The sequence below is a fragment of the Lolliginicoccus lacisalsi genome (assembly GCF_014841105.1).
Classification (GTDB): domain Bacteria; phylum Actinomycetota; class Actinomycetes; order Mycobacteriales; family Mycobacteriaceae; genus Lolliginicoccus; species Lolliginicoccus lacisalsi.
This window is the reverse complement of record NZ_JACYWE010000001.1, coordinates 217,738-230,159: the sequence shown is the minus strand read 5'-3', so window position 1 is coordinate 230,159 and position 12,422 is coordinate 217,738. Positions and strand designations below refer to the sequence as shown.

Annotated in this window: 13 protein-coding genes; 11 read left to right on the top strand and 2 right to left on the bottom strand. The window is 68.2% G+C overall.

What is annotated here, in order from left to right; translation table 11 throughout:
• Positions 1-53: 53 nt before the first annotated feature.
• From HT102_RS01070 to HT102_RS01025, 11 genes are read left to right on the top strand one after another with little or no spacing between them, the layout of a single operon-like run.
• On the top strand, positions 54-623 hold the full coding sequence (locus tag HT102_RS01070) for a DUF5947 family protein (RefSeq protein WP_225443101.1): 570 nt from the start codon (positions 54-56) through the stop codon (positions 621-623).
• The gene (locus HT102_RS01065) at positions 620-1,285 is read left to right on the top strand and encodes a DUF6084 family protein (protein ID WP_192037558.1); all 666 of its coding nucleotides are present in this window, start codon (positions 620-622) and stop codon (positions 1,283-1,285) included. Before HT102_RS01070 ends, HT102_RS01065 begins: the two co-directional genes overlap by 4 nt.
• On the top strand, positions 1,282-2,733 hold the full coding sequence (locus HT102_RS01060; protein WP_225443047.1) for a hypothetical protein: 1,452 nt from the start codon (positions 1,282-1,284) through the stop codon (positions 2,731-2,733). The genes HT102_RS01065 and HT102_RS01060 overlap by 4 nt, the downstream gene beginning before the upstream one ends.
• Positions 2,730-2,849, top strand: a complete 120-nt coding sequence (locus HT102_RS16375) for a DUF6893 family small protein (RefSeq protein ID WP_408611284.1) — start codon at positions 2,730-2,732, stop codon at positions 2,847-2,849. Before HT102_RS01060 ends, HT102_RS16375 begins: the two co-directional genes overlap by 4 nt.
• Before the next feature lie 10 nt (positions 2,850-2,859).
• Positions 2,860-3,378 (top strand): hydrogenase maturation protease, encoded by a 519-nt coding sequence (locus tag HT102_RS01055; protein WP_192037557.1) that lies wholly within the window; start codon positions 2,860-2,862, stop codon positions 3,376-3,378.
• Between the two features lie 3 nt (positions 3,379-3,381).
• Positions 3,382-3,636, top strand: coding sequence for a HypC/HybG/HupF family hydrogenase formation chaperone (locus HT102_RS01050; RefSeq protein WP_192037556.1), 255 nt, complete (start codon positions 3,382-3,384; stop codon positions 3,634-3,636).
• Entirely contained in the window at positions 3,633-5,900 is a 2,268-nt protein-coding gene (gene hypF, locus HT102_RS01045; RefSeq protein ID WP_192037555.1) for a carbamoyltransferase HypF, read from the top strand. Before HT102_RS01050 ends, hypF begins: the two co-directional genes overlap by 4 nt.
• Positions 5,901-5,947: 47 nt before the next feature.
• Positions 5,948-6,286, top strand: a complete 339-nt coding sequence (locus HT102_RS01040) for a HypC/HybG/HupF family hydrogenase formation chaperone (RefSeq protein ID WP_192037554.1) — start codon at positions 5,948-5,950, stop codon at positions 6,284-6,286.
• The gene (hypD, locus tag HT102_RS01035) at positions 6,283-7,392 is read left to right on the top strand and encodes a hydrogenase formation protein HypD (protein ID WP_192037553.1); all 1,110 of its coding nucleotides are present in this window, start codon (positions 6,283-6,285) and stop codon (positions 7,390-7,392) included. Before HT102_RS01040 ends, hypD begins: the two co-directional genes overlap by 4 nt.
• Positions 7,385-8,467, top strand: a complete 1,083-nt coding sequence (gene hypE, locus HT102_RS01030; protein WP_192037552.1) for a hydrogenase expression/formation protein HypE — start codon at positions 7,385-7,387, stop codon at positions 8,465-8,467. Before hypD ends, hypE begins: the two co-directional genes overlap by 8 nt.
• Position 8,468: 1 nt before the next feature.
• Positions 8,469-9,335, top strand: coding sequence for a DUF6390 family protein (locus HT102_RS01025; protein WP_333473224.1), 867 nt, complete (start codon positions 8,469-8,471; stop codon positions 9,333-9,335).
• A 105-nt stretch (positions 9,336-9,440) separates the two neighbouring features.
• Here HT102_RS01025 and HT102_RS01020 read toward each other — a convergent pair whose 3' ends face one another.
• Positions 9,441-10,055 carry a hypothetical protein gene (locus tag HT102_RS01020; RefSeq protein WP_192037550.1) on the bottom strand — a complete coding sequence of 205 codons (615 nt, stop codon included), beginning with the start codon at positions 10,053-10,055 and terminating at the stop codon, positions 9,441-9,443.
• Positions 10,056-10,162: 107 nt separating this feature from the next.
• Entirely contained in the window at positions 10,163-12,415 is a 2,253-nt protein-coding gene (locus HT102_RS01015) for a TPR repeat region-containing protein (protein WP_456298952.1), read from the bottom strand.
• Positions 12,416-12,422 lie beyond the last annotated feature (7 nt).

Here is a 12,422-nt window from a genome sequence, read left to right as displayed (position 1 = left end):
TGCGGCGAATACGCGCCACCCAGCCCGAGACGCAGCCGGGGGAGCGCTGCGACATGTGCGCGGTCCCCATCGGCGACGAGCACTCCCACGTCGTCGACGTGCAAGGACGGCAACTGATGTGCGTGTGCCGCCCCTGCTACCTGCTCTTCACCGACACCAGCGCGAGCCTGCGATTCCGATCCGTGCCGGCCCGCTACCTCTCCTTCGGCGACGAGGGCCTGACGCGGCAGGAATGGGCCGCGCTCGACATACCCGTCGGGCTCGCGTTCTGCTTCCACAACTCCAAGCTCGGCCACACCGGCACCTTCTATCCCGGACCCGCCGGGGCCACCGAGTCCGAGCTCGACATCCGCCAGTGGGAGGACATCACCAACTCGCTCCCGCACCTGGGCACGATGCTGCCCGACGTGGAAGCACTGCTCATCCGCGTTCCCGAGGATCCCCTCGCCGCGCCCGAGTGCTACCTCGTGCCCATCGATGCTTGCTACGAGCTCGTCGGGCAACTGCGCGCGGTGTGGCGCGGCTTCGACGGCGGCCAGGACGCGCGCCGGCGCATCGACACCTTCTTCGACCGCATCGCCGCCCGGGCCCGTCCCGCCGCCCGCGCAGGAGGCATCCGGTGACCGAGCTCGCGTTCGACGTCATCGAGGTGGCCCCCGAGAAGTACGCCGCCACCCCCAACCTGCTCGCTGGCCTGCGCATCACCGAGAGCACCGGCGCCCAGGTGCACGCCATGGTTCTCAACTGCCAGATCCGCATCGAGCCCCAGCGCCGCCCCTACAGCGACGACGAGGCGGCGGGCCTGCGCGACATGTTCGGCCCCCGCGACCAGTGGTCGTCGAGCGTCCGCCCGTTCCCGTGGCTGCACACCGCCACCACAGTGCCCGGCTTCGTCGGCACCTACGACGCCGCCCTGCCCGTGCCCTGCACCTACGACTTCGAGGTGACCGCGTCGAAGTACTTGCACGCCCTCGATCAGGCAGCGGGGGAGCAGCATGCCGCGGTGCCGCTGGTGTTCCTGTTCAGCGGAACGATCTTCACCCGCAGCGGCGACGGCATCCACGTCCAGCGCATCCCGTGGCATTGCGAGGCCAGCCACGACATGCCGCTGCAGGTGTGGCATGACCTGATCGCCCAGCACTACCCGGACAGCGGCTGGCTGCGCCTGGAGACCAGCACCATGAACCAGTTGCTGCGCTACAAGGCGGCGAAGGGACTCACCTCGCTCGACGCGGCAGTGACGCTGCTGCTGCTGCATGACCGCGAGGCAGGGGAGGCACCATGAGCAGCACACCCATCGGCTTCGGGACCGAGAGCCTGGCGCGCGCGAGGGCCGTCGCCGACGCCGTTCTCTATGAGGGCTACCTGCTGTATCCCTACCGGGCCGATTCCCGCAAGAACCAGGCACGCTGGCAGTTCGGGGTGCTCGGACCGCCCGGTGCGGCCGAGGCCAGCACCGGCGAGGATTCCCGACTCGCCACTGAGCTCCTGCTGCGTGGGGGCACCGTCATCCACGCCACGCTGCGCTTCCTGCAATTGCAGCGGCGCGAGGTCGAGGAGCTGCGCGACGGCCGCTACGAGCCCGTGCCCGAGGCCTGGGTGGGGGATCGCCGGTACGTCAGCTGGGACGAGGCCATCGCCCACGAGATCGAGCTTGAATGGGATCTATCCGGCACACCTGGACAGGTCCAGAAGCCGGTGCGCGATGCGGCAATCGACGGCGGCGAGGACATCGAGACGCTTGGTCCCGAATGCCGGCTGCGCCGCACCCGCTGGCCCTTGCGCGCCAAAGCGATCCTGCGCCGAACCCCGATGGCCGACGGCCTCAGCACCCTCGTCCTCGAGGTCCGCAACACCAGTGCCGAGCCCACCGGCCCCGACGCGCGCACCGACGCGATACGCCACTCCCTGCTCGGCGCCCACCTGATCGTCACCACCCCCGACGGGGAGCTTGTATCCCTGCTCGAGCCCGACCGCGCCGCCGAGGACGCCGCCCGCGCCCGCACCCACCACCGCTGCTTCCCCGTGCTCGCCGGAGCTCCGGGCGAGCGACGCATCATGCTCGTGTCGCCGATCATCCTCTACGACTACCCCGAGATCGCCGGGGAGAGCACCGGGCCCATGTTCGACGCCACCGAGATCGACGAGATCCTCACCCTGCGCGTCATGGCGATGACCGATGCCGAGAAAGAACTCGCGCGGGCCACCGACCCCCTCGCCGCCGGCATCATCGACCGCGCCGACGGCTCCACCGCGGAATCGCTCGCCGCGCTGCACGGCACCTTCCGCGACGAGATACCCACCTACCGCGAGCCTGATCCTGCTATCCCTGATTCTTCTGGCTCCGGCGACAAGCCCTGGTGGGACCCAGTCGTGGATTCGAGCGTCGATCCCGGCACCGCCACCACGGTCATCGCCGGAACACTCATCGGCAAGGGCAGCCTGGTGCGGGTGCACCCACGGCGGGGAGCGGACGCGCAGGACATCTTCTTCCGCGACCAGGTGGCGCGCGTGGCAAACGTGCAGACCGACGTCGACGGCTCCACCCACGTCGGGGTGGTGCTCGTCGATGATCCCGCGGCCGACCTGCACGACTGGTTCGGCCGGTACTTCTACTTCGCGCCGAGCGAGCTCGAGCCCCTGCCCGGCGCACCCCACGAGCCACCCCCCGGCCCGGACCGTGAACCCCACGGCGGCGAGGGCGCTCGAACCTGGAAGGAGGCAACGCCATGAGAATCGTCGGCATGATCACCACCGCCGTGGTGTCGGCCATCGCGGCACTCGGGGTGATGGTCGGGATCAAGAACATTCCCGACATGAAGCGGTACATGCGCATGCGGCAGATGTAGGAGGTCAGGCATGGCAGCGCACGTGCTCGTGGCAGGCATCGGGAACATCTTCCTCGGCGACGATGGCTTCGGCCCCGCCGTGCTGCGCGTCCTCGGGGAGGGCACCATCGCCCTGCCAGGCACGGTGCGCTGCGTCGACTACGGCATCCGCGGCATGCACCTCGCCTATGACCTCCTCGAGGACTGGGACGCGCTGATCCTCGTCGACGCCATCCCGTCCCGCGGCAGCCCCGGCACCGTGCACATCCTCGAGGTGGAGGCCCCGGACCTCGTGGCGCTGCGCTCCACCGCGGTGCCCCGGGATGCGTCGGGGATCGACGGGCACGCGATGGATCCGGCTGCCGTGTTCGCGACCCTCGACGCGCTCGGCGGCGCCCTGCCCCGCACGTTCGTCGTCGGATGCGAGGCCGCCACCTTCGAGGAGGGCATCGGGCTCTCCCCGCCGCTCGAGGCCGCCGTGGCTACTGCAGCCCGCGCTGTCGCGGACACCATCACCACGCATCTCGCCACCGCGAGCACGGAGGGCTGACCCATGTGCCTCGGCATCCCCGGCCGCGTCGACCACATGCTCGACGGCTACGGCGACCAGCTCGCCCTCGTCGACGTCGAGGGGCAACTGCGCAAGGTCAATATCGGCATGCTCGACGAGCAGCCCGTGCGGCCGGGCGAATGGGTCATCATCCATATGGGCTTCGCGGTCGAGCGCACCAGCCCGGAAGGAGCTGCCCAGGCGCGCGCCGGGCTCGAGATGATGGGGCGCGCCTCCCCGCGCGGTGACCCACCATGACGCGCATCCGGCAGCGGCTCCACGTCAACGGTGTGGTCCAGGGCGTCGGGTTCCGGCCCTTCGTCTACGCCACCGCATCCGAGCTCGCCCTCAGCGGGGAGGTCAGCAATGACAGTGACGGCGTCATTATCGAGGTGGAGGGCACCCCCGCGGCGGTCGAGGAGTTCGCCCGGCGTGTGAAGGAGCAGCCGCCCCCGCTCGCCGTCGTCGAGCAGGTGCGCGCGGAGCCGGTCCGGGTGCGCGGTGGCACGGGGTTCCGCATTGCCAGCACCTCGCACCACGCCGGCGGTCGTACTCTCGCGTCCCCGGATGTCGCGATCTGCGCGGACTGCCTGCGCGAAATGCAGGACCCCGCCGATCGCCGCTACCGGCATCCCTTCATCACCTGTACCAACTGCGGGCCACGATTCACCATCATCCGGGAACTTCCCTACGACCGGTGCTCGACCACCATGTCGGGCTTCCCGATGTGCGCGGACTGCGCCGCCGAGTATCGCGATCCTGCTGATCGGCGCTTCCACGCCCAGCCCATCGCGTGCACTAGCTGCGGGCCCACCCTCGAGCTGATCGATGCCGCTGGCAGCCTGCGGGGCGAGGAGGCGCTCGCCCGCGCCCGCGAGCTGCTCGCCACCGGCCACATCATCGCCGTCAAAGGCATCGGCGGCTTCCACCTTGCCTGCGATGCCACCAACGCTGCCGCCGTCGCCGCCCTGCGCGACCGCAAGCACCGCCCGAGCAAGCCATTCGCCGTCATGGTGCGCGACCTAGCCACCGCCCGGCGTATCGCGCGGATCAACGACACCGAGGCGCGCGTCCTGAGCAGCCCGCAGCGGCCTATCCTGCTGCTCGCGAAGATCGAGCCACTCGCCGCAGGCGTGGCGCCCGGGATCCCCGATGTGGGCGTGATGATCGCCTACACCCCGCTGCATTACTTGCTGCTCGGGCTGCCCGGTGATCCACCCGGCCCCGAGGTGCTGGTGATGACCTCCGGCAATCTTGGTGGGGAGCCGATCGCCTACCGCAACGACGATGCCATCGAGCGCCTGCACGGCATCGCGGATGCGATCCTGCTGCACGACCGGCCCATCCTCGTGCCCTGCGATGATTCCGTCGCCCGCGTCGTCGACGACACCGAGATGCCGCTGCGCCGCTCCCGCGGATACGCACCCCTGCCGTTGGCCGTGCCCATCCGCGTGCGCCCGACGCTGGCCGTTGGCGCGGACGTGAAGAATACTTGCGCGGTGGCCGACGGCCGGTACGCGTGGCTCAGCCAGCACATCGGCGATATGGACGACCTCGCGACACTGCGGGCGCTGACAGCTACCGAGCAGCACCTCCAGCACCTCACCGGCGTCGAGCCCGAGCAGCTCGCCATCGATGCGCACCCCGCGTACCGTTCCGCCGCCTGGGCCCGCCGTCACGCCGGGGAACGTCCCGTGCACCTCGTCCAGCATCATCACGCGCACATCGCTGCGGTGATGGCCGAGCATGGCCTCGACGACACCGAATCCGTCATCGGGCTGGCCTACGACGGCACCGGATACGGCACCGACGGTGCTGTGTGGGGCGGGGAGGTCCTGATCGGTGGATACAAGGACGTGCAGCGCTTCGGGCATCTCAAGGAAGTGCCGCTGCCGGGCGGGGACGTGACCGTGCGCCGCCCCTACCGGATGGCGCTCGCCCACCTTCACGCCGCGGGCCTGGACTGGGACGAGGACCTCCCGCCCGTGGCGGCCTGCCCCGACGCCGAGCGGCAGGTGCTGCGCCACCAGCTCGACACGGGCCTCGGCTGCGCGCCCACGACCAGCATGGGGCGGCTCTTCGATGCCGTCGCCGCCCTCGCCGGGGCACGACAGGTCGTTGACCACGAGGCCGCGGCCGCCATCGAGCTCGAGGGCCACGCGCGCCAGCACCCGGAGGCCAGCCCCTATCCGGTCGGCATGGCCGGTGGCATCGCGGACCCCGCGCCGATGCTTGCCGCCGTCATCGCGGACCTGCGCGCCGGCGTCTCCCTCGGGACCATCGGCGCCCGCTTCCACGGCACCATCGCCGGGCTCACCGTCCGCTGGGCGCGCGATGCCCGCGCATCCAGCGGCCTCGGAACCGTAGCGCTCACCGGGGGAGTGTTCCAGAATCCCTTGCTGCTCGCCCTCGCCCGCCGCGGCCTCGAGAACGAGGGATTCCGGGTGCTCGTCCACCGGCGCGTGCCGCCCAACGACGGCGGGATCGCGCTCGGCCAACTGATCGTGGCAGCCATGCGATGACCCACCGGGCCGGCAGCGAGCCCGCCCGCGAAACGAGGAGGTAGACGATGTGCCTAGCAGTACCGGGGAGGATCCTCGACCTGGAGGAACGGGACGGCACCCTGATGGCCGAGGTGGACTTCGGGGGCGTCCACAAGGACGTCTGCTTGCACTACATCCCCGACGCCACCATCGGTGACTATGTGATCGTCCACGTAGGGTTCGCCATCCAGCGCCTCGACGAGGAATCCGCCAAGAAGACCCTCGCCGAGTTCGAGCAGCTCGGTGTTCTCGACGAGGAATTCGGCGACCAGTTCGCGCTCGCCGCCAAGCAAGCGGGGCTCGACCCGCCGGGGACTGGTGCGCACCAGCCCGGCGGCACCAATGGGAAGGCAGCGGCATCATGAAATACCTCGACGAGTTCAGCAACCCCGACCTCGCGCGCAAGCTCCTCGACCAGATTCGTGACACCACCACCCAGCGGTGGGCGATCATGGAGGTCTGCGGCGGGCAAACGCACTCGATCATCCGCCACGGCATCGACCAGTTGCTCCCCGACAGCATCGAGATGATCCACGGCCCCGGCTGCCCCGTCTGCGTCACGCCGCTCGAGATCATCGACAAGGCGCTCGAGATCGCCGCCCGCCCCGACGTCACCTTCTGCTCCTTCGGCGACATGCTCCGCGTCCCCGGCAGCGAGTCCGACCTCTTCCGCATCAAGAGCCAGGGCGGTGACATCCGCGTCGTCTACTCGCCGCTCGACGCGCTGCGCATCGCCCGCGAAAACCCTGATCGGCAGGTCGTGTTCTTCGGCATCGGCTTCGAGACCACCGCCCCCGCCAACGCCATGACCGTCTACCAGGCCAAGCGCCTCGGCATCCACAACTTCTCGCTGCTCGTCTCCCACGTGCTCGTGCCACCGGCGATCGCGGCGATCATGGAGTCACCCACCTGCCGCGTCCAGGCCTTCCTCGCCGCCGGGCACGTGTGCTCGGTCATGGGCACCGAGGAGTACCCAGCCCTGTGCGACAAGTACCAGGTACCCATCGTCGTCACTGGCTTCGAGCCCCTCGACATCCTTGAGGGCATCCGCCGCACCGTCGAGCAGCTCGAGAAGGGGGAGCACCACCTCGACAACGCCTACCAGCGCGCCGTCCGCCCCGAGGGCAACCTCCCCGCCAAGCAGATGCTCGACGACGTCTTCGAGATCACCGACCGCGGCTGGCGCGGCATCGGCACCATCCCCGACAGCGGCTGGCAGCTCGCGCCCAAGTACCGCGAGTTCGACGCCGAGCATCGCTTCCACGTCCACGACCTCCACACCGACGAATCCGCGATCTGCCGTTCCGGCGAGGTGCTGCAAGGGCTCATCAAGCCCCACGAGTGCGCCGCGTTCGGCAAGCAATGCACCCCACGCACCCCGCTCGGCGCGACCATGGTGTCGTCCGAGGGAGCGTGCGCCGCCTACTACCTCTACCGCCGCCTCGAGATCCAGGAGGCCACCCATGCCTGAGCCTGCCCGCAACGGACAAGCAGCCACCCTCGACCTCGAAGGCTGGGCGTGCCCCCTGCCGCTGCGTGACTCCCCGAACATCGTCATGGGCCACGGCGGTGGTGGAGCCATGTCCGGCGAGCTCATCGAGCACCTGTTCCTGCCCGCCTTCGGAGCCGCGGCCGCGGGGGAGATGACCGACTCGGCCGTCGTCACCGTTGGCGGCACCCGCGTCGCGTTCTCGACCGACTCGTTCGTCGTGAAGCCCATGATCTTCCCCGGCGGAAGCGTCGGCGACCTCGCCGTCAACGGCACCGTCAACGACATCGCCATGTCCGGAGCACAACCCCTCGTGCTGTCCACCGCGTTCATCCTCGAGGAAGGCACCCCGCTCAGCATCATCCACCGCATCGCCACCGACCTTGGCGCCGCCGCCACCACCGCCGGGACCAAGCTTGTCACCGGGGATACGAAGGTCGTCGACTCCGGCCACGGCGACGGCGTCTACATCAACACCAGCGGATTCGGCATCATCCCCGAGGGCGTCGACATCCGCCCCCAGCGCGCCCGGCCCGGCGACACCATCATCGCCAGCGGCCACATCGGCGTCCACGGAGTCGCCATCCTCAGCTGCCGCGAAGGACTCGAGTTCGGCACCACCATCCGCAGCGACACCGCCGCCCTCAACGGACTCGTCGCCACCATGATCGCCACCGGCGCCGACATCCACGTCCTCCGCGACCCCACCCGCGGCGGAGTCGCCGCCGCCCTCAACGAGATCTGCACCACCGCCCACCTCGGCGCCGCCCTCGACGAGCGCTCCCTGCCCATCCCGCCCGAGGTCCGCGACGCCTGCGGCCTCCTCGGCCTCGACCCCCTCTACGTCGCCAACGAAGGGAAACTCATCGCATTCGTCGCGCCCGACGACGCCGACACCGTCCTCGCCGCCATGCACGTGCACCCCCACGGCCGCGACGCCACCATCATCGGCGAAGTCGTCACCGAGCACCCCGGCATGGTCGTCGCCAAGACCGCGCTCGGCGGAACCCGCGTCGTCGACCTCCCCGCCGGAGAACAACTACCCCGCATCTGCTGACATGAGCGATGGTGCGGAAATGCGGGGCTCTGGCGTCTTTGGCGCAGGTGCCTTTGACGCGGGAGCGGCGGTTCATGAGGGAGCTGCGGTTCATCAGGGAGCCGCGCTCTTCGCTCGCTATGCCTACCCGCCGAATGCTCTTGGCTACTGCGGGCCACCGGACACCCGCCAGACCGTGGCGCATCTGGGGGGTGGTGCCTCGGGCGCGGGTGCGGCAGTCTCGGGGGTGGGCGAGCGGCAGGCGACAGAGCAGTGGGCGCGCAGCTTCGACGGCGCCTGGCCGTACCTGCACGCGATCGCTGGGGGAGCCGGTCGTGCCGGCCTTTCGGACGGCCGACTGGGCGGTCTGCTGGACCCCGACATCGTCGAGGCATACTGGCTCGGCAACCCACTCCTCGACAACCTCGACCCTCACGCGCTTTTAGACCAGCTCCGGCGCGATTTTGCCCACCAGACCGGCCACATACTCGACGGCATCCATCACGCCTGCGCCCACCACACCTTCCACGTGCTCACCGTCTACCCCTGGACACGCCTCCTCGGCCGTGGCCCCGCCGCCCTCGACATCCTGCAGAAATGCCGCATCCGCTGGGGCACCGTCACCGCCGTCGACTCCACCTCCGCCACCATCAGCACCCAGCCCCTGACCTACAACGGACAGATCACCCTCGGCAACCCCACCGAGGAAACCGCGACCTGGCGCGGCCCTGGCACCACACTCGCCCCACGACCCAGGCCCGGCGACCAGGTGGCCCTGCACTGGGACTGGATCTGTAGTTCCCTCAACGCGACCCAGCTCGACGCGCTCCAGCACTACACCGACGTGAGTCTCGGTATCGCCAATGAATGGCTGCGCGGGCGGGGGTAGGGGTTGATCGCTCGAGACTGCCGCGACGCGTGTGCGAAAAACGACAGGTTTCGGCGCTGGCAGTGTCGTTTCTCGCACACTCGTGGGGCCTCTTGCGCTCTGGCGCTACTCTCCTTGAGGGGCCTCGGGCACGCAGTCGGTGGTGGCCTCGCGGTAGGTATCGACGAGGACGTGGGCGGGGATGTCGAGGCGCGTGAAGTGCTCGGTGAGGATGCGGGTCAGGGTCGTGTGGCCGATGATCGGGTCGTCGGTGGGGTTGGCGATGGCGATCGCATCCTCGAATGGCACGAGGACACCCTCGGTGCTGCGGAACGGGTCGAGCGCTGCCGAGGTGGGCAGCAAGTCGCGGAACTCCGCGCTCGGGCCGGCCAGTTCGGCTTCGTTGGCCTCCGCGAGCGCGTACAGGATCCGGTCGTCGGGGAGCAGTTCCTGGCCGTTGAGTGTCACATCGCGCAGGTTCGAGTACGCCAGGGCGAACGGATGGTGCGGATAGTCGATGGACGTGAGGTAGTTGACGAGAGCAGCATCGAGTTTCGCATATCCGGTCAGCGCGTTATTGACTGGATTGTCAACTGAAATGCCGACCTCGAGCGATAGGAGCTTTCCTTCAGCATCAAGGTAGGGGTCGAGGGTTCCCGTCATGCCGGCAAGCCCTTCGGAGTCCTCGAGGTCGCCAACCAGGCCGTGAAGAAGGGCAGTTCCGGGCACGGGCTCGGTCATGCATTTATCGACGAAGTCGTTCGCGACGCTACCTGAACTACATCCTACGAGGATTGCTGATGCTGCTAGAGAACCTAGTAAGAAGGTGTATGAGTTTCGCGGTGGAGTCATTTAAGTTTGCCGATCTCTAGGCGGGCATTCTGTATTCGTTGAGTATAATCGGAGATGGGGAATCCGTTGTCAGTGAGGTAGTTTATTGAAATCGAGTCGAGCTTGGCGCTACCAGTCAGTGCATTATTATGCGGATTGTCGACTAGGATCGCCTCACTGTAAGGAAGAAAGTCACCCGTACCTGATCGAAACGCATCCAGTCTAGTGTCTGGCGAGATCGCCCCTAGGCCGTCGAGCGTCACGATTGCATTGTAGGTGTGCCGAGCTATTGTTTGATCTGAGTTGATCATGTCGCCAGTGTATATCGGCTCAACATTGCCTGCGATTCGGCTAGGCAGTGACTCGCCAAGCAGTGCGCTGGCGCCACTCATCGCTGGCCCAACATAAGGAGCAAAGGATAGGGTGGAACCTACGATAGTCGAAGCGCGCTCTATGGCTTCGCGTTGCGAAGCGGCAGCTGACAGAATGCCCTCGGATCGATCCTCGGCTTCGACGATATAGCCGTGCTCAATATATCCTTGAATCCATCCAATGTAGCTGCCGATGTCAGTGTGTCGATTTCCATTACCACCCACCAGGCTTTCGATATAGATGACTTCGAGGTCAGAAACAGATCGATATGCCCGGGCATTGAAGTCTGCCGCCACATCAGCATTGCTATCGATGACCGAGAATATTCGGACAGCTTCTCCATGTGACACTGCACCAAATCCATCGGTGGCAAGAAGGTTTGGGTTCACTTGGCCCATATTCGGAATATACGGGGTCAGCGCGTTGGCGATGGCGCGGGTGGTCTCGGGGCTGGTGTGGCCGATCGCGTGGTTGTCGTGGTGGGGGACGTTGAGGAACGCGTGGTGGTTGTTGCCGCCGATCCCGGTTGTGTCGGAGCCGATGGCCTGGGCGAGCCCGTGGGCGGATTGGCCGGCGCGTGTGGCGGTGTCGTGGTCGGGGCTGGTGGCGTCGTCCGCGATCCAGTCGATGAGCGGGGTGGCGGATGATCCACCGTGGAGGAGGAGCTGGGCAACGGTGGTGTCGCGGTCGTAGGACGGCAGGTCGGCGCCGTGGCTGTAGGTGCCGGTGAGGATGGCGGCAGCACTGTCGGTGTTGCGCAGGCCCACGTCTAGCAGGGTGTCGGAGATCTCCGGGTAGTCCCTGTGGAACGGGTACTCGAGGGTGGCGTTGCGTCCGTCGAGCTGCTCGGCCTCGACGGAGAGGGCTCCGATGGGGGCGGCGGCGTGGACGAGCTGGGCGCCGAGCTCCTCGCCGGGCGCGTACTGCGGATCAGCTGTCGCAAGTAGATCTGCCAGTGGCTTGACGGTGGTCATGCCGGGGAGGCCGTCGTCGCGCCGGTTCGCGAGCGCCTCGCGGATATCGTCGGGCACATACTGGTATCCGCCGGGGCTGCGCAGCTCGCCATGGTGGTCGAGGCCCGCGCCGATCTGCTCATTCGACACGAGGAGCAGGGCATTGGCGAGCGCGGTGTGGTGCTCATCGCCCCCTGGGTCGGCTTCGTTGTCGTAGTGCCACGAGAGGCTACGGAGGTCGCTACCGCTGGTCTCGGTGAAGAATGCGCGCAGCGCACCGAGCTGGTCCGGTGGGAGGGAGACAGGTTGCCCGGCGGCCGTGGCGGCGAGCTGGGCAGGCGAGAGCCCGAGCTGGGCGAGGTGCTCGCCGATCTCCGCAGCGAGCGCTGGCGTGATGCCGAGTGGTGAGCCGAGCTCGGCGCGGAGCCGGTTCGCGAGCTCGATGGAATCGCTCGGGGTGATACCGGTGTCGGTGGGGGTGAGCTGGTCGACGTCACGGGCGAGGCTGGTGAGCGCGGCGGCGAGCGTCGCGTCGAATGCCTCGAGATCAGCGAGGAGTCCCGTGATGCGCTGCGCCTCCGCCACGGCCAGGGCTTGGGATTCTGGATCAAGCGCGGTGACGGTCCAGTCGTCACGGACCAGCAGCCGCTTGCGGGGAGCATCGAGCAGGAGCGCCTGCAATGCCTCGCACGTGCTGCCTAGGTCGTAGGTCGCCCGCGCGAGAGAGTCCGCGGTCTCCTCGACTCGAACCGCGACTGCTTTGGCGTGCCCCCACTCGGCGTTCGCGCGATCATCGGCGGCCGTGTGCGCGGCGCCATCCCACTGCTCCCCAAGAGCGTCGAACGCGTCGCGAAGGCGCTTGCCGTGGTTGAACAACGCATCAGCACGGTCGGCCATCACGCGCGAGGCGCGCGCGAACGTGCCAGGATCCCACGCCTGCACCATCGGCACC